Origin of the sequence: Streptomyces sp. CRCS-T-1 (assembly GCF_024442335.1) — a bacterium.
GTDB lineage: Bacteria > Actinomycetota > Actinomycetes > Streptomycetales > Streptomycetaceae > Streptomyces > Streptomyces koelreuteriae.
On sequence record NZ_CP101651.1, the window covers coordinates 7,062,568 to 7,083,172 of the forward strand.

Annotated in this window: 16 protein-coding genes; 14 read left to right on the forward strand and 2 right to left on the reverse strand. The window is 71.6% G+C overall.

Translation table 11 applies throughout. From position 1 onward, the window contains the following. The first annotated feature begins 2 nt into the window (after nt 1–2). The 12 genes from NNW99_RS32070 to NNW99_RS32125 all read left to right on the forward strand — a co-directional run bounded on the left by NNW99_RS32070 (nt 3) and on the right by NNW99_RS32125 (nt 14,947). The gene (locus NNW99_RS32070; RefSeq protein ID WP_215122642.1) at nt 3–1,289 is read left to right on the forward strand and encodes a dihydroorotase; all 1,287 of its coding nucleotides are present in this window, start codon (nt 3–5) and stop codon (nt 1,287–1,289) included. Continuing rightward, nucleotides 1,286–1,855 carry a hypothetical protein gene (locus NNW99_RS32075; RefSeq protein WP_215122643.1) on the forward strand — a complete coding sequence of 190 codons (570 nt, stop codon included), beginning with the start codon at nt 1,286–1,288 and terminating at the stop codon, nt 1,853–1,855. Before NNW99_RS32070 ends, NNW99_RS32075 begins: the two co-directional genes overlap by 4 nt. Then, nucleotides 1,852–2,994, forward strand: coding sequence for a glutamine-hydrolyzing carbamoyl-phosphate synthase small subunit (gene carA, locus NNW99_RS32080; RefSeq protein WP_215122644.1), 1,143 nt, complete (start codon nt 1,852–1,854; stop codon nt 2,992–2,994). The genes NNW99_RS32075 and carA overlap by 4 nt, the downstream gene beginning before the upstream one ends. Continuing rightward, the gene (gene carB / locus NNW99_RS32085) at nt 2,987–6,295 is read left to right on the forward strand and encodes a carbamoyl-phosphate synthase large subunit (protein ID WP_215122645.1); all 3,309 of its coding nucleotides are present in this window, start codon (nt 2,987–2,989) and stop codon (nt 6,293–6,295) included. Before carA ends, carB begins: the two co-directional genes overlap by 8 nt. Before the next feature lie 70 nt (nt 6,296–6,365). Then, entirely contained in the window at nt 6,366–7,472 is a 1,107-nt protein-coding gene (locus NNW99_RS32090) for a quinone-dependent dihydroorotate dehydrogenase (RefSeq protein WP_215122646.1), read from the forward strand. Continuing rightward, a complete protein-coding gene (gene pyrF, locus NNW99_RS32095; RefSeq protein WP_215122647.1) occupies nt 7,469–8,314 on the forward strand; it encodes an orotidine-5'-phosphate decarboxylase in 846 nt (281 codons plus the stop codon). The genes NNW99_RS32090 and pyrF overlap by 4 nt, the downstream gene beginning before the upstream one ends. Before the next feature lie 277 nt (nt 8,315–8,591). Then, complete coding sequence (locus NNW99_RS32100) at nt 8,592–8,915, forward strand: integration host factor (protein WP_003977346.1); 324 nt, start codon at nt 8,592–8,594, stop codon at nt 8,913–8,915. 58 nt (nt 8,916–8,973) lie between these two features. Next, entirely contained in the window at nt 8,974–9,567 is a 594-nt protein-coding gene (gene gmk / locus NNW99_RS32105) for a guanylate kinase (protein ID WP_184597168.1), read from the forward strand. Between the two features lie 69 nt (nt 9,568–9,636). Further along, nucleotides 9,637–9,909, forward strand: a complete 273-nt coding sequence (gene rpoZ / locus NNW99_RS32110) for a DNA-directed RNA polymerase subunit omega (RefSeq protein ID WP_003977348.1) — start codon at nt 9,637–9,639, stop codon at nt 9,907–9,909. 114 nt (nt 9,910–10,023) lie between these two features. Further along, nucleotides 10,024–11,226, forward strand: coding sequence for a bifunctional phosphopantothenoylcysteine decarboxylase/phosphopantothenate--cysteine ligase CoaBC (gene coaBC / locus NNW99_RS32115; protein WP_215122648.1), 1,203 nt, complete (start codon nt 10,024–10,026; stop codon nt 11,224–11,226). Between the two features lie 237 nt (nt 11,227–11,463). Further along, entirely contained in the window at nt 11,464–12,672 is a 1,209-nt protein-coding gene (metK, locus tag NNW99_RS32120) for a methionine adenosyltransferase (RefSeq protein ID WP_215122649.1), read from the forward strand. A 121-nt stretch (nt 12,673–12,793) separates the two neighbouring features. Next, the gene (locus NNW99_RS32125; RefSeq protein ID WP_215122650.1) at nt 12,794–14,947 is read left to right on the forward strand and encodes a primosomal protein N'; all 2,154 of its coding nucleotides are present in this window, start codon (nt 12,794–12,796) and stop codon (nt 14,945–14,947) included. Between the two features lie 97 nt (nt 14,948–15,044). Here NNW99_RS32125 and NNW99_RS32130 read toward each other — a convergent pair whose 3' ends face one another. Next, nucleotides 15,045–15,596, reverse strand: coding sequence for a hypothetical protein (locus NNW99_RS32130; protein ID WP_215122651.1), 552 nt, complete (start codon nt 15,594–15,596; stop codon nt 15,045–15,047). A gap of 324 nt (nt 15,597–15,920) precedes the next feature. Between NNW99_RS32130 and fmt the strand changes: the two genes are divergently transcribed. Both fmt and NNW99_RS32140 read left to right on the forward strand, forming a co-directional pair. Next, nucleotides 15,921–16,853: a methionyl-tRNA formyltransferase gene (gene fmt / locus NNW99_RS32135; RefSeq protein ID WP_215122652.1), complete on the forward strand. Its 933-nt coding sequence runs from the start codon at nt 15,921–15,923 to the stop codon at nt 16,851–16,853. Between the two features lie 64 nt (nt 16,854–16,917). Continuing rightward, the gene (locus tag NNW99_RS32140; RefSeq protein ID WP_215122653.1) at nt 16,918–18,345 is read left to right on the forward strand and encodes an RsmB/NOP family class I SAM-dependent RNA methyltransferase; all 1,428 of its coding nucleotides are present in this window, start codon (nt 16,918–16,920) and stop codon (nt 18,343–18,345) included. On the opposite strand, the gene NNW99_RS32145 is transcribed toward NNW99_RS32140, so the two are convergent. After that, entirely contained in the window at nt 18,326–20,473 is a 2,148-nt protein-coding gene (locus NNW99_RS32145) for an MMPL family transporter (protein WP_215122654.1), read from the reverse strand. The two genes, NNW99_RS32140 and NNW99_RS32145, sit on opposite strands and share 20 nt — an antisense overlap. Nucleotides 20,474–20,605 lie beyond the last annotated feature (132 nt).

The following is a 20,605-nucleotide window of genomic DNA, read 5'->3' on the forward strand; positions in this document are numbered from 1 at the left end:
CCATGAGCAAGATCCTTATCCGTGGTGCGAAGGTGCTGGGCGGCGAGCCGCAGGACGTGCTGATCGACGGCGGGACCATCGCCCAGGTGGGTGCCGGTCTGAGCGCCGAGGGTGCCGAGGTCGTCGAGGCCGAGGGCAAGGTGCTGCTGCCGGGCCTGGTCGATCTGCACACCCATCTGCGCGAGCCCGGCCGTGAGGACTCCGAGACCGTCCTGACCGGCACGCGGGCGGCGGCGAGCGGCGGCTACACCACCGTGTTCGCCATGGCCAACACCTTCCCGGTCGCCGACACCGCCGGTGTCGTCGAGCAGGTCTGGCGGCTCGGCAAGGAGCACGGCTACTGCGACGTCCAGCCGATCGGTGCCGTCACCGTCGGCCTGGAGGGCAGGAAGCTCGCCGAGCTGGGCGCCATGCACGAGTCGGCCGCCGGTGTCACCGTCTTCTCCGACGACGGCAAGTGCGTCCACGACGCCGTGATCATGCGCCGCGCCCTGGAGTACGTGAAGGCCTTCGGCGGTGTCGTCGCGCAGCACGCGCAGGAGCCGCGGCTGACCGAGGGCGCCGAGATGAACGAGGGCATCGTCTCCGCCGAGCTGGGGCTCGGGGGCTGGCCCGCGGTGGCCGAAGAATCGATCATCGCCCGGGATGTCCTGCTCGCCGACCACGTCGGCTCCCGCGTCCACATCTGCCACCTGTCGACCGCCGGCTCCGTCGAGATCGTCCGCTGGGCCAAGTCCCGCGGCATCGCCGTCACCGCCGAGGTCACCCCGCACCACCTCCTCCTCACGGATGAGCTGGTGCGCACCTACAACCCGGTCTACAAGGTCAACCCGCCGCTGCGCACCGAGCGCGACGTGCTGGCCCTGCGCGAGGCGCTCGCCGACGGCACCATCGACATCGTCGCCACCGACCACGCCCCGCACCCGCACGAGGACAAGGACTGCGAGTGGGCCGCGGCCGCCATGGGCATGGTCGGCCTGGAGACCGCGCTGTCAGTGGTGCAGGAGACCATGGTCGACACGGGTCTGCTGGACTGGGCCGGCGTCGCCGACCGGATGTCCGTCAAGCCCGCGCAGATCGGACAGGCCACGGGCCATGGACGTCCCGTCTCGGCAGGTGAGCCCGCCAACCTCACCCTGGTCGACACGGCATACCGTGGGCTCGTGGAACCCGCGGGCTTCGCCTCGCGCAGCCGCAACACCCCCTACGAGGGGCGTGAGCTGCCGGGCCGTGTGACGCACACGTGGCTGCGGGGCAAGGCCACGCTCGTCGACGGGAAGCTCACGTGACACCTGTACTCCTGCTGGCCGCCGAGAAGGAATCGGCGCAAGTGACCGACTGGGCCGCCCGCATCGGCTGGGTCGTCGGCCTCGCCCTGTTCGTCGCGCTCGTCTACTGGCTGATGCGCGAGGGCTGGAAGTGGCGCGGCACCCTCCAGGGCGACCTGCCCGAGCTGCCCGTCGCCCCGGACGACCCGGGGGCCGAGAAGCTGGCCCTGAGCGGCCGCTACCACGGCTCCACCACGGCCGGTCAGTGGCTCGACCGCATCGTGGCCCGGGGCCTGGGCACCCGCAGCCGCGTCGAGCTCACCCTCACGGACGCCGGCCTCGACGTCGTACGCCCCGGGGCGAGCGACTTCTTCGTCCCGGCCGCACAGCTGCGTGAGGCCCGGCTCGACAAGGGCATCGCAGGCAAGGTCCTCACCGAGGGCGGCCTGCTGATCGTGACCTGGGAGCACGGCGACCGGCTGATCGACTCCGGGTTCCGCTCCGACCACGCGGCCGAGCACAACGAGTGGGTCGAAGCCATCAACACCATGATCGAAACGAACACCAGGGAAGGCGTCGAACGATGACCACCTCCACCAGGGGAGCCGTGAAAACTCCCGCCGTACTCGTCCTGGAGGATGGCCGTATCTTCCGCGGCCGTGCCTACGGGGCCGTGGGGGAGACCTTCGGCGAAGCGGTGTTCTCCACCGGCATGACCGGCTACCAGGAGACCCTCACCGACCCCTCGTACCACCGCCAGGTCGTGGTGATGACCGCCCCGCACGTGGGCAACACCGGTGTGAACGACGAGGACCCCGAGTCCAAGAAGATCTGGGTCTCCGGATACGTCGTGCGCGACCCCGCGCGCGTGCCGTCCAACTGGCGCTCCCGGCGCTCGCTGGACGAGGAGCTGGCGAAGCAGGGCGTCGTCGGCATCTCCGGCATCGACACCCGCGCCCTCACCCGCCATCTGCGCGAGCGCGGCGCCATGCGCGTCGGCATCTTCAGCGGCGAGGCGGTGCGGGAGGACGGCGCGCTGCTGGCCCGCGTCCAGGAAGCCCCCCAGATGAAGGGCGCGAACCTCTCCGCCGAGGTCGCCACCACCGAGCCGTACGTCGTGCCCGCGATCGGTGAGAAGAAGTTCACCGTCGCCGCCGTCGACCTCGGCATCAAGGGCATGACCCCGCACCGCATGGCCGAGCGCGGCATAGAGGTGCACGTGCTCCCCGCCACCGCGACCGTCGAGGACGTCTACGCGGTCGACCCGGACGGCGTGTTCTTCTCCAACGGCCCCGGCGACCCGGCCACCGCCGACCACCCCGTCTCCGTCATGCGGGGCGTCCTGGAGCGCGGCACCCCGCTCTTCGGCATCTGCTTCGGCAACCAGATCCTGGGCCGCGCCCTCGGCTTCGGCACCTTCAAGCTGAAGTACGGCCACCGCGGCATCAACCAGCCCGTGCAGGACCGTACGACCGGCAAGGTCGAGGTCACCGCGCACAACCACGGCTTCGCCGTCGACGCACCGCTCGACCGGGTCTCCGAGACCCCGTTCGGCCGCGCCGAGGTGTCGCACGTCTGCCTGAACGACAACGTGGTGGAGGGGCTGCGGCTTCTCGACCGCCCCGCCTTCAGCGTCCAGTACCACCCCGAAGCGGCAGCCGGCCCGCACGACGCCGCCTACCTGTTCGACCGCTTCGTATCCCTGATGGAGGGCCAGCGTGCCTAAGCGCACCGATATCCAGTCCGTCCTGGTCATCGGCTCCGGCCCGATCGTCATCGGCCAGGCCGCCGAGTTCGACTACTCCGGCACCCAGGCGTGCCGCGTCCTGAAGGCCGAAGGCCTCCGGGTCATCCTGGTGAACTCCAACCCGGCGACGATCATGACCGACCCGGAGATCGCCGACGCCACGTACGTCGAGCCGATCACCCCCGAGTTCGTCGAGAAGATCATCGCCAAGGAGCGCCCGGACGCCCTGCTGCCCACCCTGGGCGGCCAGACGGCCCTCAACACGGCGATCTCGCTGGACGAGGCCGGCACCCTCGCCAAGTACGGCGTCGAGCTGATCGGCGCCAACGTCGAGGCGATCAACAAGGGCGAGGACCGCGACCTCTTCAAGGAGGTCGTCGAGGCCGTCCGCGGCAAGATCGGGCACGGCGAGTCCGCCCGCTCGGTCATCTGCCACTCCATGGACGACGTCCTCGCGGGCGTCGACACGCTCGGCGGCTACCCGGTCGTCGTCCGCCCCTCCTTCACCATGGGCGGCGCCGGCTCCGGCTTCGCCCACGACGAGGAGGAGCTGCGCCGCATCGCCGGGCAGGGCCTCACCCTCTCGCCGACCACCGAGGTGCTCCTGGAGGAGTCCATCCTCGGCTGGAAGGAGTACGAGCTGGAGCTGATGCGCGACAAGCACGACAACGTCGTGGTCGTCTGCTCCATCGAGAACTTCGACCCCATGGGCGTCCACACCGGCGACTCGATCACGGTCGCCCCGGCGATGACCCTCACCGACCGCGAGTACCAGACCCTGCGGGACATCGGCATCGCCGTCATCCGCGAGGTCGGCGTCGACACCGGCGGCTGCAACATCCAGTTCGCGGTCAACCCCGAGGACGGTCGCGTGATCGTCATCGAGATGAACCCGCGCGTGTCGCGTTCCTCGGCGCTCGCCTCCAAGGCGACCGGCTTCCCGATCGCCAAGATCGCCGCCAAGCTCGCCGTCGGCTACACGCTCGACGAGATCCCGAACGACATCACGCAGGAGACCCCGGCCTCCTTCGAGCCGACGCTCGACTACGTGGTCGTGAAGGCCCCGCGCTTCGCCTTCGAGAAGTTCCCGCAGGCCGACTCCACCCTCACCACCACCATGAAGTCGGTCGGCGAGGCCATGGCCATCGGCCGCAACTTCACCGAGGCCTTCCAGAAGGCCCTGCGCTCGCTGGAGAAGAAGGGCAGCCAGTTCACCTTCGTCGGCGAGCCCGGCGACAAGGCCGAGCTGCTCCGCGAGTCCGTCCGGCCCACCGACGGCCGCATCAACACCGTCATGCAGGCCATCCGCGCGGGCGCCACCCCCGAGGAGATCTTCGAGTACACGAAGATCGACCCGTGGTTCGTCGACCAGCTCTTCCTGATCAAGGAGATCGCCGACGAGCTGGCCGAGGCGCCCGAACTGACCGCCGACCTCATCGCCGAGGCCAAGCGGCACGGCTTCTCCGACACCCAGATCGGCGAGATCCGCGGCCTGCGCGAGGACGTCGTCCGCGAGGTCCGGCACGCGCTGGGCATCCGCCCGGTCTACAAGACGGTCGACACCTGCGCCGCCGAGTTCGCCGCCAAGACGCCGTACTTCTACTCCTCCTACGACGAGGAGAGCGAGGTCGCGCCCCGCGAGAAGCCGGCCGTCATCATCCTGGGCTCCGGCCCGAACCGCATCGGCCAGGGCATCGAGTTCGACTACTCCTGCGTCCACGCCTCCTTCGCCCTGAGCGACGCGGGCTACGAGACCGTGATGGTCAACTGCAACCCGGAGACGGTCTCCACGGACTACGACACCTCCGACCGCCTGTACTTCGAGCCGCTGACGCTGGAAGACGTGCTGGAGATCGTCCACGCCGAGCAGCAGGCCGGACCCGTCGCGGGCGTCGTCGTCCAGCTCGGCGGCCAGACCCCGCTGGGCCTGTCGCAGGCGCTCAAGGACAACGGCGTGCCGATCGTCGGCACCTCCCCGGAGGCCATCCACGCCGCCGAGGACCGGGGCGCCTTCGGACGGGTCCTCCAGGAGGCCGGCCTCCCGGCCCCCAAGCACGGCACCGCCACCACCTTCGCCGAGGCCAAGGCCATCGCCGACGAGATCGGCTACCCGGTCCTGGTCCGCCCGTCGTACGTCCTCGGCGGGCGCGGCATGGAGATCGTCTACGACGAGACGCGCCTGGAGGCGTACATCTCCGAGTCGACGGAGATCAGCCCGTCCCGGCCGGTCCTGGTCGACCGGTTCCTCGACGACGCGATCGAGATCGACGTCGACGCCCTCTACGACGGCCAGGAGCTCTACCTCGGCGGCGTCATGGAGCACATCGAGGAGGCCGGCATCCACTCCGGCGACTCGGCGTGCGCCCTGCCCCCGATCACGCTCGGCGGCTTCGACGTCAAGCGCCTGCGCGCCTCCACGGAGGGCATCGCCAAGGGCGTAGGCGTCCGCGGCCTGATCAACATCCAGTTCGCGCTCGCGGGCGACATCCTCTACGTCCTGGAGGCCAACCCGCGCGCCTCCCGGACCGTCCCCTTCACCTCGAAGGCGACGGCGGTGCCGCTGGCCAAGGCCGCCGCCCGGATCTCGCTGGGCGCGACCATCGCCGAGCTGCGCGCCGAGGGCCTGCTCCCGGCCACCGGCGACGGCGGCGAGCTCCCGCTCGACGCGCCGATCTCCGTCAAGGAGGCCGTCATGCCGTGGTCGCGCTTCCGCGACATCCACGGCCGCGGCGTCGACACCGTCCTCGGCCCGGAGATGCGCTCCACCGGCGAGGTCATGGGCATCGACTCCGTCTTCGGCACGGCGTACGCCAAGTCGCAGGCGGGCGCGTACGGCCCGCTGCCCACCAAGGGCCGCGCCTTCATCTCCGTCGCCAACCGCGACAAGCGCTCGATGATCTTCCCGGCGCGTGAGCTGGTCGCCCACGGCTTCGAGCTGATGGCCACGTCCGGCACGGCCGAGGTCCTCAAGCGCAACGGCATCAACGCCACCATCGTGCGCAAGCAGTCCGAGGGCACCGGCCCGAACGGCGAGAAGACCATCGTCCAGCTCATCCACGACGGCGAGGTCGACCTCATCGTCAACACCCCGTACGGCACGGGTGGCCGCCTCGACGGCTACGACATCCGTACGGCGGCCGTGGCACGGTCCGTGCCCTGCCTGACGACGGTCCAGGCGCTCGCGGCGGCGGTCCAGGGCATCGACGCCCTCAACCGCGGCGACGTGAGCGTCCGGTCGCTCCAGGAACACGCGGAACATCTGACCGCGGCCCGCGACTAGCAGCCCCGAGGGGGACACCGGAAACGGTGTCCCCCTCTTCGTGAGGACGCCACGTCTTCGTGAGGACATCATGTACAAGATCTTCTTCAGTCTGTTCTTCAAGCGGCTGGACCCGGAGCAGGCGCACCACCTCGCCTTCCGCTGGATCCGCCTGGCCGCCCGCGTGCCCGTGCTGCGCACCTTCCTTGCGGCCGCCCTCGCGCCCCGCCACAAGGAGCTGCGCACCGAGGCCTTCGGGCTGCGCATGCACGGCCCCTTCGGGCTCGCGGCGGGCTTCGACAAGAACGCCGTGGGCATCGACGGCATGGCGATGCTCGGCTTCGACCATGTCGAGATCGGCACGGTGACCGGCGAGCCGCAGCCCGGCAACCCCAAGCAGCGGCTGTTCCGGCTGGTCGAGGACCGGGCGCTGATCAACCGCATGGGCTTCAACAACGACGGCTCGCTCCGCGTCGCCGCCCGCCTGGCCTCCCGTACGCCGGTCTTCAAGACGGTCGTCGGCGTCAACATCGGCAAGACCAAGGTCGTACCCGAGGAGGAGGCCGTCGCGGACTACGTGAAGTCCGCCGAGCGGCTGGCGCCCTACGCCGACTACCTGGTCGTCAACGTCTCCTCCCCGAACACGCCCGGTCTGCGCAATCTGCAGGCCACCGAGGCGCTGCGCCCCCTGCTCAGCGCCGTCCGCGAGGCCGCCGACGGCGCGGTGTCCGCGCGGCGTGTCCCGCTCCTGGTCAAGATCGCGCCGGACCTCGCCGACGAGGACATCGACGCGGTCGCCGACCTCGCCGTGGAACTGGGCCTGGACGGCATCATCGCCACCAACACCACCATCGCGCGCGACGGACTCGGCCTGACGTCCGGCCCCGCCCTGGTCAAGGAGACCGGCGGCCTGTCCGGGGCACCCCTCAAGGAACGCTCCCTGGAGGTCCTGCGCCGCCTCTACGCGCGCGTGGGCGACCGGATCACCCTGGTGGGCGTGGGCGGCGTCGAGAACGCCGAGGACGCCTGGCAGCGCATCCTGGCCGGTGCCACGCTGGTCCAGGGCTACAGCGCCTTCATCTATGAGGGGCCGTTCTACGCCCGCGCCCTCCACAAGGGGCTCGCCGCCCGCCTGGCCACCAGCCCGTACACCACGCTCGCCGACGCGGTGGGCGCCGATGTGAGGAAGACGGCATGAGTTCTTTCGAACCCTTCGGCGCGCGCCTGCGCCGGGCCATGGACGAGCGCGGCCCGCTCTGCGTCGGCATCGACCCGCACGCCTCCCTGCTCGCCGAGTGGGGCCTGAACGACGACGTGGCCGGCCTGGAGCGGTTCAGCCGCACGGTCGTCGAGGCGCTGGCCGACCGGGTCGCGGTGCTCAAGCCGCAGAGCGCGTTCTTCGAGCGGTTCGGCTCGCGCGGACTGGCCGTCCTGGAGACATCGGTGGCCGAGGCGCGGGCGGCGGGCGCCCTGGTCGTCATGGACGCCAAGCGCGGCGACATCGGCTCGACCATGGCCGCGTACGCCGAGTCGTTCCTGCACAAGGACGCGCCGCTGTTCTCCGACGCACTGACGGTCTCGCCCTACCTCGGCTACGGCTCGCTCAGCCCGGCCGTCGCCCTGGCCCGGGAGAGCGGCGCCGGGCTGTTCGTGCTGGCGCTGACCTCCAACCCGGAGGGCGGCGAGGTCCAGCACGCCGTACGGTCCGACGGCCGGAACATCGGAGCGACGATGCTCGCCCACCTGTCCGCCGAGAACGCGGGGGAGGAGCCACTGGGGTCCTTCGGCGCGGTCGTCGGGGCCACCCTCGGTGACCTGTCGTCGTACGACCTGGACATCAACGGCCCGCTCCTCGCGCCCGGCATCGGCGCCCAGGGGGCCACGCCGGCCGATCTTCCGGGGGTCTTCGGCGCGGCGGTGGGCAATGTCGTGCCGAACGTCAGCCGGGGAGTGCTACGCCACGGTCCCGACGCGGTCGCGCTGCGTGACGCCGCGGAACGCTTCGCTCAGGAGATCCGTCACGCTGTGACCTCCTCCTGACGACTTCCTGACCTTCTTGTGAGTCCTCCGACGAGTGGCCGGGGGAGGGCTTGAGTCTGAATACATCCTCAAATCCGGGGCAGTATGTCCTAAATGTCTGTTCAGATGAAGGCTGACCAGGACTTTTCCGCTGTTCTCGCTGACTCTGGCGGACTTGCCCGCTAGTCTCCGACGAGAGTCAACGGGCAAGCGTGTTGCTCGTGGCTCCCCAGGTGTGGGGCGACTAGGTTCCTCACCGGTCCGTATCCGACAGTTCGACATCCGAGGTGACGTAGGCGTGGCTCTTCCGCCCCTTACCCCTGAACAGCGCGCAGCCGCGCTCGAAAAGGCCGCCGCGGCTCGCCGGGAGCGGGCCGAGGTCAAGAATCGACTCAAGCACTCCGGCGCCTCCCTTCACGAGGTCATCAAGCAGGGCCAGGAGAACGACGTCATCGGCAAGATGAAGGTCTCCGCTCTCCTTGAGTCCCTGCCGGGCGTGGGCAAGGTCCGCGCCAAGCAGATCATGGAGCGACTCGGTATCTCCGAGAGCCGTCGTGTGCGCGGCCTCGGGTCCAACCAGATCGCCTCCCTGGAGCGCGAGTTCGGCAGCACCGGTTCCTGAACCGGGCACTCCGGGGGAGCGAGTCCCGGGCACTCCGGGATTGCTGGATAATCGCTGCATGGCTGCAACACCCCGGGGGACGACCCCCGTACCCCCGGACGTACGTCCGCGGCTGACCGTGCTCTCCGGCCCCTCAGGGGTCGGCAAGAGCACGGTCGTCGCCCATATGCGCAAGGAACACCCCGAGGTCTGGCTCTCGGTGTCGGCGACGACCCGCAAGCCCCGCCCCGGCGAGAAGCACGGTGTCCACTACTTCTTCGTCACCGACGACGAGATGGACAAGCTGATCGCCAACGGCGAACTGCTCGAGTGGGCCGAGTTCGCCGGCAACCGCTACGGCACGCCGCGTGCGGCCGTGCAGGAGCGCCTGGAGGCCGGTGAGCCGGTCCTCCTCGAGATCGACCTGCAGGGCGCCCGTCTGGTCCGGGAGTCGATGCCCGAGGCCCAGCTGGTGTTCCTGGCTCCGCCCTCCTGGGAGGAGCTGGTGCGCAGGCTCACCGGGCGGGGCACCGAACCGCCCGAGGTGATCGAGCGGCGGCTGGAGGCGGCGAAGATCGAACTCGCCGCGGAGCCGGAGTTCGACACCACCCTGGTCAACACCTCCGTCGAGGACGTGGCTCGCGAGCTGCTAGCCTTGATGGACGTGGTGTGACCATCGCTGATCGACTCGATCCTCGCTGATCACCCCGACCATTCTTTCCCATCCATCGGAAGGTAGAGCGTGTCCTCTTCCATCTCCGCGCCCGAGGGCATCATCAACCCGCCGATCGACGAGCTTCTCGAGGCCACGGACTCGAAGTACAGCCTCGTGATCTACGCGGCCAAGCGGGCCCGCCAGATCAACGCGTACTACTCGCAGCTCGGCGAGGGCCTCCTCGAGTACGTCGGTCCCCTCGTCGACACCCACGTCCACGAGAAGCCGCTCTCGATCGCCCTCCGCGAGATCAACGCGGGGCTGCTCACGTCCGAGGCCATCGAGGGCCCGGCGCAGTAAGTAGTATTTCCAGCTTGACGCTGACTTTTCCACAGGCCCGGCAGGTCGACTGCCGGGCCTGTGGTGTGTCATGGAGTCGTACGGTGTGCCGGTTGCCGAGGTCCGGGGAGAAGCGTGGACAAGCCGAAGGTCGTTCTGGGGGTCAGCGGCGGCATCGCCGCGTACAAGGCCTGTGAGCTGCTGCGGCGGCTGACGGAGTCGGGCCATGACGTGCGCGTGGTGCCCACCGCCTCCGCGCTGCACTTCGTCGGCGCCGCCACCTGGTCCGCGCTCTCCGGGCACCCGGTCTCCACCGAGGTGTGGGACGACGTCCACGAGGTCCCGCACGTCCGCATCGGACAGCACGCCGACCTGGTCGTCGTCGCCCCGGCCACCGCCGACATGCTCGCCAAGGCCGCCCACGGCCTCGCCGACGACCTGCTGACCAACACCCTGCTCACCGCCCGATGTCCGGTCGTCTTCGCGCCCGCCATGCACACGGAGATGTGGGAGCACCCGGCCACCCAGGAGAACGTGGCGACGCTGCGCCGCCGCGGTGCCGTCGTCATCGAGCCGGCCGTGGGCCGTCTCACCGGCGTCGACACCGGCAAGGGCCGGCTGCCCGACCCGGGTGAGATCTTCGAGGTGTGCCGCCGGGTCCTGGCCCGGGGCGTGGGCGAGCCGGACCTCACGGGACGGCATGTCGTGGTCAGCGCGGGCGGCACCCGCGAGCCCCTGGACCCGGTGCGGTTCCTGGGCAACCGCTCCTCCGGCAAACAGGGCTACGCCCTCGCCCGCACCGCGGCCGCCCGCGGCGCCCGTGTCACCCTGATCGCGGCCAACAGCACCCTGCCGGACCCGGCCGGGGTGGACGTCGTCCCCGTCGGCACCGCCGCGCACCTGCGCGAGGAGGTGCTCAGAGCCGCAGCCGACGCCGACGCCGTGGTCATGGCGGCGGCGGTGGCGGACTTCCGGCCGGTCACCTACGCGGCCGGGAAGATCAAGAAGAAGGACGACCAGGAGCCGGAGCCGATCGCCCTGGCGCGGAATCCGGACATCCTCGCGGAGATCTCCACCGGCCGGATCCGCCCCGGACAGGTGATCGTCGGCTTCGCCGCGGAGACGGACGACGTGCTCGCCAACGGCCGCGCCAAACTGAAGCGCAAGGGCTGCGATCTGCTGGTGGTGAACGAGGTCGGGGAGCGCAAGACCTTCGGCTCCGAGGAGAACGAGGCCGTCGTGCTCGGCGCCGACGGCAGCGAGACCCCGGTGCCCCACGGGCCCAAGGAAGCCCTGGCCGAAACCGTGTGGGACCTGGTGGCCGGGCGCCTCGGCTGATGTTTCAGTCACCCTGCGCCTGTGTGAACCCCGGCCGATCGGGGCGTGGCGCCTCTGGCCAACCTCGACCGACATTGGGCAGAATGCCCGTGCCGCAGGTCACAGCACTCCCGAGTGGCGAGACAGGGGGGCCGTGGCCGAAGCGTGACCCGTAAACTGTTCCACGGACGGCGTGAGGTGCAGCCCCCGCCGTTCGCCAATGATCAGACAGCAGCCGCTGCAACCCCAGGGAGCGTTGTGTCCCGTCGCCTGTTCACCTCGGAGTCCGTGACCGAGGGTCACCCTGACAAGATCGCTGACCAGATCAGCGACACCATCCTCGACGCGTTGCTCCGCGAGGACCCGACCTCTCGGGTCGCCGTCGAGACGCTGATCACGACCGGCCTGGTACACGTGGCCGGCGAGGTCACGACCAAGACGTACGCGGACATCGCGACGCTGGTCCGGAACAAGATCCTCGAAATCGGCTACGACTCCTCGAAGAAGGGCTTCGACGGCGCCTCCTGCGGCGTCTCGGTGTCCATCGGCGCGCAGTCCCCGGACATCGCCCAGGGTGTCGACACGGCGTACGAGTCCCGTGTCGAGGGCGACGAGGACGAGCTCGACAAGCAGGGCGCCGGTGACCAGGGCCTGATGTTCGGCTACGCGACGGACGAGACGCCGACGCTCATGCCGCTGCCGATCTTCCTGGCGCACCGCCTCTCGAAGCGCCTGTCCGAGGTGCGCAAGAACGGCACCATCCCCTACCTGCGCCCGGACGGAAAGACCCAGGTCACCATCGAGTACGACGGTGACAAGGCGGTCCGTCTGGACACCGTCGTGGTCTCCTCCCAGCACGCCTCGGACATCGACCTGGACTCGCTGCTGGCTCCGGACATCAAGGAGTTCGTGGTCGAGCCGGAGCTGAAGGCGCTGCTCGACGAGGGCATCAAGATCGACACGGAGAACTACCGTCTCCTGGTCAACCCCACCGGCCGCTTCGAGATCGGCGGCCCGATGGGCGACGCCGGCCTGACCGGCCGCAAGATCATCATCGACACCTACGGCGGCATGGCCCGCCACGGCGGCGGTGCCTTCTCCGGCAAGGACCCGTCCAAGGTCGACCGCTCCGCCGCGTACGCGATGCGCTGGGTCGCCAAGAACGTCGTCGCCGCGGGCCTCGCGACCCGCTGCGAGGTCCAGGTGGCGTACGCGATCGGCAAGGCCGAGCCGGTGGGCCTGTTCGTCGAGACCTTCGGCACGGCCAAGATCGACACGGACAGGATCGAGAAGGCGATCGACGAGGTCTTCGACCTCCGTCCGGCCGCCATCATCCGCGACCTCGACCTGCTCCGCCCGATCTACGCCCAGACCGCGGCGTACGGCCACTTCGGCCGCGAGCTTCCCGAGTTCACCTGGGAGCAGGCGGACCGCGTGGACGCGCTGCGCAAGGCGGCGGGCCTGTAGGTCCGACGCCTTCACGGCACCGAGCGAGGCCCGGCACCCTTCGGGGGGCCGGGCCTCGTCGCTACCCCGGGGGCCCTTCCGGCGCCGTCGGTTGTCAGTGGTGTTTGGTAAGAATGCAAGCGTGAGCAGCGAGAACGAACAGGCGGACGGCGGCGTCGAGGGTGCGCCGCCCGAGCAGCTCGCGCTCATCCGGGAGAGCGTGCGGAAGGCCAAGACGCCCCGGGCCAAGCCGCGGACCTGGCGGGGAGCCGCGCTCGCCAAGGAGCTTCCCGTCGCGCGTGTCCTCGTCGACAAGGGCGTGCTCCATCTCGACCGGTACTTCGACTACGCGGTGCCCGAGGAGCTGGACGCCGAGGCCCAGCCGGGCGTGCGGGTGCGGGTGCGGTTCGGGGCCGGGCGGCACCGGGTGCGGGACGGACGGCGCGAGGGCGGCGGGCTGATCGACGGGTTCCTCGTCGAGCGACTGGCCGAGTCCGAGTACTCCGGGCCGCTGGCCGCCCTCGCCCAGGTCGTGTCGCCCGAGCCGGTGCTGAGCGAGGAACTGCTGGGGCTCGCCCGCGCGGTCGCCGACCGGTACGCGGGCAGCCTCGCCGACGTCCTGCAACTCGCCGTACCCCCGCGCAACGCGCGCGCCGAGCAGCGCGCCTCTCCCGCCCCCCTGCCGCCGCCCCCGGCCCCCGAGCCGGGCTCCTGGCAGCGGTACGAGCGGGGAGCGGCCTTCGTGGAGTCCCTGGCGTCAGGGGGCGCGCCAAGGGCCGTGTGGAACGCGCTGCCGGGGCCGCAGTGGAGCGAGGAGCTGGCACGGGCCGTCGCGGCGACACTGGCCTCCGGGCGCGGGGCGCTCGTCGTCCTGCCCGACGGCCGGGCCGTCGCAAGGGCCGACGCCGCCCTGACCGCCCTGCTCGGGGAGGGGCGGCATGCCGTGCTCACCGCCGACGCGGGGCCCGAGAAGCGGTACGCGCAGTGGCTCGCGGTGCGGCGCGGTTCCGTCCGGGCCGTGATCGGGACGCGGGCCGCGATGTTCGCCCCGGTCCAGGACCTCGGGCTCGTGGCCCTCTGGGACGACGGCGACGACAGCCACAGCGAGCAGCACGCCCCGCAGCCCCACGCACGGGAGGTGCTCCTGCTGCGGGCGGCCCAGGACAAGTGCGCCTTCCTGCTGGGCGGCTGGGGCTGCACGGTGGAGGCCGCACAGCTCGTCGAGAGCGGGTGGGCCCGGCCGCTGGTCGCCGGACGGGAGCAGGTGCGGGGGGCCGCTCCGCTCGTACGGACCGTGGGGGACGGGGACCTCGCCCGGGACGAGGCCGCCCGGGCCGCCCGGCTGCCCACCCTCGCCTGGCAGGCCGTCAGGGAGGGCTTGAAGCACGGCCCGGTGCTGGTGCAGGTGCCCCGGCGGGGATATGTGCCGCGCATGGCGTGCGCCAACTGCCGGGCGCCCGCGCGCTGCCGGCACTGCTCCGGGCCGATGGAGACGCGGGACGGCGGTGCCCTGTGCTGCGGCTGGTGCGGCCAGGAGGAGAGCGGCTGGCACTGCCCGGAGTGCGGCGCCTTCCGGCTGCGCGCCTCGGTGGTGGGCGCGCGGCGGACCGCCGAGGAACTCGGGCGCGCCTTCCCCGCGGTTCCGGTGCGGACCTCGGGGCGTGAACACGTGCTCGACACGGTGCCGGGAGCGCCCGCGCTGGTGGTGAGCACACCGGGTGCCGAACCGGTCGCCGAGGGCGGGTACGCGGCAGCGCTGCTGCTCGACGGCTGGGCGATGCTCGGGCGGCCCGACCTCAGGGCCGGGGAGGACGCGTTGCGGCGGTGGATCGCGGCCGGGGCACTCGTCCGGCCGCAGTCGGCCGGTGGCACGGTGGTGGTCGTCGCCGAGCCGACGCTGCGACCCGTCCAGGCGCTCGTACGGTGGGACCCCGTCGGTCACGCGGTGCGGGAACTCTCCGAGCGGGCCGAGCTGGGATTTCCGCCGGTGTCGCGGATGGCGGCCGTGTCGGGGCTGCCGGAGGCGGTGGCCGAGTTTCTCCGTACGGCCGAACTGCCGCCGGAGGCCGAGGTGCTGGGGCCGGTGCCGCTGCCCGTCACCGCCGCCGGGCGACCGCGGCGGGCGGGGGCGCCGCCGCCCGGGGAGCAGTGGGAGCGCGCGTTGCTGCGGGTGCCGCCCGGGAAGGGGGCCGCGCTGGCCGCCGCGCTCAAGTCCGCGCAGGCCGCGCGGATGGCCCGGGGGAGTGGGAGCGGGGCAGGCGTCTGGGTGCGGATCGATCCGGCTGACATCGGCTGACATCGGGTGAGGGGTCGGAGGAGGGCCGGCCGGGCGTCACCCGGATGTGCGACTGCCCTCCCGGAGGCGTCCGGGAGGGCAGGGCAGAGAAGGCGGTTCAGCCGTTGCGCGGGCCGGGGAACGCCGTCGGCCGTACCTCGTCGCGGAGAGCGGGGCTGCCCGCCGTCGGCTGCGTGGGCATGGAGCGCGCCGCGGGGACCGTCGGGACCGTGGGCAGGCCGGTGGGCATGCCGACCGTGCGACTGCCCGTCGGCTCCGGTGCGCGCTCCGGCTCGGCCGCGGCCGACGGGGCAGTGGTCGCGGCACGGCGTGCGCCGTAGCGGCGGTGCACCGCCTGTTTGGTGACTCCGAGCGCGGAGCCCACCGCGTCCCACGAGAAGCCGAGTGAGCGGTCGAAGTCCACGGCCGCGGTGACCAGGGTCTCGACACTGTCCCGCAGCTCCTGGGCGAGACGTACCGTCGGGGCGGGGGCGCGTCCGTAGACGACGAAGCCCGTGGAGGGGCCGGAGCGGCGCGGGCGGTAGACGTTGCCCAGCTGGGCGGTGAGTGTGCGCAGTGCGTCCACCTGCCGGCGGACCCGCTCGATGTCCCGCACCAGCAAGTGCAGGCTGGCCCGAGCCTGGGCGTCGTGGGTTGCGTGGTCGGCCATGAACAAGCCTCTCGAACCGGCGTTGAAAGGAATGGGCCGTGATCACGGCCCGTTGTGGTCAACTCTGTCTTGACCAACGCGGATTCGCTCCGCGGGTCACGGTGTGGGGGCGTAGGGGCATATGCGTGCGCCTGTTTGCGCGGGGCGTGCGCCTTGGCCTTCGGCCTTTGGCGGGGTCTCCCACCCGCGCACCGCCCGTAACAGTCGATCAAGAGGCTGAGCTCTCCCGTGGGGGCCCGGCGCCGTCGGCGGCTTTCCGTCGGTGGCTCATAGACTGGTGTGCTGCCCGTCGTTCATCCTCGCCCGAGAGGCCCCCATCACCCCATGAAGCTCGTCTTCGCCGGTACTCCCGAGGTCGCCGTTCCCGCTCTGGACGCTCTTCTCGCCTCCGGGCGGCACGAGGTGGCCGCTGTCGTCACGCGGCCCGACGCGCCGGCCGGGCGCGGGCGCAGGCTGGTCGCGTCGCCCGTCGCCGAGCGCGCGGAGGAGGCCGGGATCGAGGTGCTGAAGCCCGCGAAGCCGAAGGACCCCGAGTTCCTCGCGCGGCTGCGGGAGATCGCGCCGGACTGCTGCCCCGTCGTCGCGTACGGGGCGCTGCTGCCGCGTGTCGCCCTCGACGTGCCCGCCCACGGCTGGGTCAATCTGCACTTCTCCCTGCTGCCCGCCTGGCGAGGGGCCGCGCCCGTGCAGCACTCCATCATGGCCGGGGACGAGATCACCGGGGCGTCGACCTTCCTGATTGAGGAAGGGCTCGACTCGGGGCCGGTGTACGGGACGGTGACCGAGGAGATCCGGGCCACCGACACCAGCGGGGACCTGCTGACGCGGCTCGCCTTCGCCGGTGCCGGGCTGCTCGCGGCGACCATGGACGGGATCGAGGACGGCACGCTCAAGGCCGTACCGCAGCCCGCCGACGGCATCAGCCACGCCCCGAAGGTCAACGTCGAGGACGCGCACCTCGACTGGGCCGCTCCCGCGCTGCGCGTCGACCGGATGGTGCGGGGCTGCACCCCGGCCCCCGGCGCCTGGACCACGTTCCGCGGTGAGCGGCTCAAGCTCATCCAGGTCGCCCCCGTGCCCGACCGGACGGACCTCGGCCCGGGGCAGATCGCCGCGGGGAAGAACAACGTGTACGTCGGCACCGGTTCGTACGGTGTCGAGCTGCTGTGGGTGCAGGCGCAGGGCAAGAAGCCGATGAGGGCGGCGGACTGGGCGCGCGGCGTGCGGATCAGCGAGGGGGAGCGGCTCGGGGGCTGATGCCCCTGCTCCGGCGGCGTAGGCTGGGCGGCGCACTTCTTCTCACACCCGGAGCACCTTTTTCGTGAGCGAACAGCCCCGTCGGCCCCGCCCGTCCGGCAAGCCCTACCGCCGGCCCAAGAAGGACCCCGTCCGCATCCTCGCCTTCGAGGCGCTGAGGGCCGTGGACGAGCGGGACGCCTACGCCAACCTCGTCCTGCCGCCGTTGCTGCGCAAAGCGCGGGAGAACGAGGGACCCGAGAAGTTCGACGCACGGGACGCGGCCCTCGCCACCGAGCTGGTCTACGGGACGCTGCGGTGGCAGGGGACGTACGACGCGGTCATCGCGGACTGCGTCGACCGGCCGCTCGGGGACGTCGACCCGCCGGTGCTGGACGTGCTGAGCCTCGGCGCGCACCAGTTGCTCGGGACGCGGATCCCGACCCACGCGGCCGTGTCCGCCACCGTCGAACTCGCGCGGGTCGTGCTCGGCGACGGGCGGGCCAAGTTCGTCAACGCGGTGCTGCGGAAGATCGCGCAGGCCGATCTGGACGGCTGGCTCGAGCGGGTCGCGCCGCCCTACGACGAGGATCCCGAGGACCACCTCGCCGTCGTCCACTCGCATCCGCGGTGGGTCGTGTCCGCGCTGTGGGACTCCCTCGGCGGCGGGCGCGCCGGCATAGAGGAGCTGCTGCGCGCCGACAACGAGCGGCCCGAGGTGACCTTGGTGGCGCGGCCCGGGCGGGCCACCGCCGAGGAACTGCTCGACGAGGACGCCGCCGTGCCCGGGCGCTGGTCGCCGTATGCCGTACGGCTGACCGAGGGCGGCGAGCCGGGTGCCATCGAGGCCGTCCGGGAGGGGCGCGCGGGCGTGCAGGACGAGGGCAGCCAGCTCGTCGCGCTCGCCCTCGCGGGCGCGCCGTTGGACGGGCCCGACCGGCGGTGGCTGGACGGGTGCGCGGGCCCCGGCGGCAAGGCCGCGCTGCTCGGCGCCCTCGCCGCCGAGCGGGGCGCGACGCTGCTCGCCTCCGAGAAGCAGCCGCACCGGGCCGGGCTCGTCGCTAAAGCGCTGGCCGGCAACCCCGGGCCGTATCAGGTGATCACCGCGGACGGGACCCGCCCGGCATGGCGGCCCGGCAGCTTCGACCGGGTCCTGGTCGATGTGCCGTGCACCGGCCTCGGCGCCCTGCGGCGTCGCCCCGAGGCACGCTGGCGGCGCCGGCCCGACGACCTGGAGGGGTTCGCTCCGCTGCAGCGCGGGCTGCTGCGCACCGCCCTGGAGTCGGTGCGGGTCGGCGGAGTCGTGGGCTACGCGACGTGCTCGCCGCATCTCGCCGAGACCCGGGCCGTCGTCAGCGACGTGCTCAAGCAGATCCCGGACACCGACCTCGTCGACGCGCGGCCGCTGCTGCCCGGCGTACCGGACCTGGGCGACGGCCCCGACGTCCAGCTCTGGCCGCATCTGCACGGGACCGACGCCATGTACCTGGCCCTCATTCGTCGGACCGGCTGACCCCCGCCCGGTCGCTCTCCTGGTGCCCCGCACCGCCGTCCTCCCGGGACAGCCGGTGCGGCCACCACACCTTCGGTCCCATGTCCAGGAACAGGGACGTCACCAGGACCGAGCGCACGATGAACGTGTCGATGAGGACGCCGAGGGCGACCGCGAAGCCGATCTCGGCGAAGGCGACCATCGGGAGGGTGCCGAGGGCGGCGAACGTGCCGGCCAGCACCAGGCCCGCGGAGGTGATGACCGCGCCGGTCGCGGCGAGGCCCGTGACCACGCCCTGTCTGGTGCCCTGGCGGGCCGCCTCCTCGCGGATACGGGTGGTGAGGAAGATGTTGTAGTCGATGCCCAGGGCGACCAGGAAGACGAAGACGAACAAGGGGAAGTCGGTCGCCTCGCCCGCGTAGTCGAAGATGTGGCGGAACGCGAGCGCACTGATGCCCAGGGCCGCCGCGAACGACAGGATCACCGTGCCGATCAGCAACAGCGGGGCGATCAGGGCACGCAGCAGGACACAGAGGATCAGCAGGACGACCAGCAGCACCAGCGGGATGATCAGTATGTTGTCGTGCGTGGTCGCCTCGTCCATGTCGAGCAGGGCCGCCGTACCGCCGCCCACCTGGGCGTCGGCGCCCGGCACCGCGTGCACGGCGTCCCGGACCCGCTCCACCGTCTGCTTGGCGGCCTCGCTGTCCGCCGGGGCGGTCATGGTCGCCTCGAAGAGGACCTTGCCCTCGTAGATCGGTTTCGTGCCCGGCGGCAGGCCCAGCGACGTCGGGACCACGCCTTGCGTCTCCGCGACCGTGCGGCCCACCTGCTCGGCCTGCGCCCGGTTGCTCACGATGACCAGGGGATCGCCGCTGCCCGCCGGGAAGTAGCGCGCCGACACCTCCTGGCCGGTGATCGAGTCCGGTTTCCCGGTGAACGCGTCCGCGTTGCTGATGCCCTCCGCGCGCAGCTGGATCAGGCCCAGTGAGCAGATCGCCAGGGCCGCAGCCGTCGCGGCCCAGGTGATCCGCGGGCGGCCGGCGATCCGGCGGCCCGTGCGCGCCCAGATGCCGCGCTCGGTCGGGTCGGAGCTGCCGTAGTGCGGGATCGCCGGCCAGAAGATCCACCGGCCGCAGATCACCAGCAGGGCCGGGAACAGGCTCATCATCGCCAGCAGGGCGACGGCGACACCGATCGCGGCGACCGGGCCCAGGCCGCTCGTGGAGTTCATCTCGGCGGCCAGCAGCACCAGCATGCTCAGGACGACCGTCGCGCCGGAGGCGAGCACCGCGGGGCCGGCCCGGTGCAGCGCCAGGGCCATCGCCTCGTGCCGGTCCTCGTGCCGGCGCAACTCCTCCCGGTAGCGGGCGACCAGCAACAGGGCATAGTCCGTCCCCGCGCCGAAGACGAGCACGGTGAGGATGCCGGCGCTCTGGCCGTTGACCGTCAGGCCCGCGTGCTCGGCCAGCAGATAGATCAGCGCCTGGGAGGTGAACAGCGCGCAGACCACCGCCACCAGCGGGACGATCAGCAGGGTCAGGCTGCGGTAGGTGATGAGCAGCATGACGATGACGACGACCATCGCCGAGAACAGCAGCGTCGAGTCGATGCCCTCGAAGGCCTCGGCGAAGTCCGCGGACGTGCCGCCCGGGCCGGTGATGTGCACGGCCATACCGCCGCCGCCCTCGCCGACGTCCTCCCGGATGGAGTCGACGGCGGGCGAGATCCGCTCCCAGCCCTGCTCGTCCATCGTGATCGGCACGAGAACCTGCGCGGCCCGGGGGTCGACCTGCCGGTCGTAGACCGGCCCGCGGGTCTCAGCGCCCCGGATGCCGTGGTCCCGCAGCTCCTTGAGCTGCCGCACGTCCTCGGCGATCTGCGCCCGGTCCTGGGCCGTCAGCCCGCCGTCCCGAGCGTAGATCACGACCGCCGGGATCTGCTCCGGCCGGAAGTCCTCGGAGATCTCCAGCACCTGCGTCGACTCCGCCGACCCCGGCAGCCAGGACGCCGCGTCGTTGTCCTGGGCGTCGGTGAGCTTCATGGCGAAGGGCGCGGCGACGAACAGCACGACCAGCCACAACACCAGCACCAGCCACTTGGCCCGCCGCCCGCAGACGAGATGCCCGATGCCCTGCTTACCGGTCATGGAGTCTCCCTCGGCGAATGCGCCCCGTAAGGGGCGCGGGGAACTGCGCGAGCGACCCCATACCACCCGCAGCCGAACGGATCAGCCGCCCTTTCGAGACCCCCACCGCCCAAGCCCAGCGCAGCGCATAGG

What these genes read in the sequence shown, in the direction of transcription:
- NNW99_RS32090 (WP_215122646.1), top strand. Translation starts at nt 6,366, where the DNA reads ATGTACAAGATCTTCTTCAGTCTGTTCTTCAAGCGGCTGGACCCGGAG.
- fmt (WP_215122652.1), top strand. Translation starts at nt 15,921, where the DNA reads ATGAAGCTCGTCTTCGCCGGTACTCCCGAGGTCGCCGTTCCCGCTCTG.
- NNW99_RS32070 (WP_215122642.1), top strand. Translation starts at nt 3, where the DNA reads ATGAGCAAGATCCTTATCCGTGGTGCGAAGGTGCTGGGCGGCGAGCCG.
- carA (WP_215122644.1), top strand. Translation starts at nt 1,852, where the DNA reads ATGACCACCTCCACCAGGGGAGCCGTGAAAACTCCCGCCGTACTCGTC.
- gmk (WP_184597168.1), top strand. Translation starts at nt 8,974, where the DNA reads ATGGCTGCAACACCCCGGGGGACGACCCCCGTACCCCCGGACGTACGT.
- NNW99_RS32130 (WP_215122651.1), bottom strand. Translation starts at nt 15,596, where the DNA reads ATGGCCGACCACGCAACCCACGACGCCCAGGCTCGGGCCAGCCTGCAC.
- NNW99_RS32145 (WP_215122654.1), bottom strand. Translation starts at nt 20,473, where the DNA reads ATGACCGGTAAGCAGGGCATCGGGCATCTCGTCTGCGGGCGGCGGGCC.
- pyrF (WP_215122647.1), top strand. Translation starts at nt 7,469, where the DNA reads ATGAGTTCTTTCGAACCCTTCGGCGCGCGCCTGCGCCGGGCCATGGAC.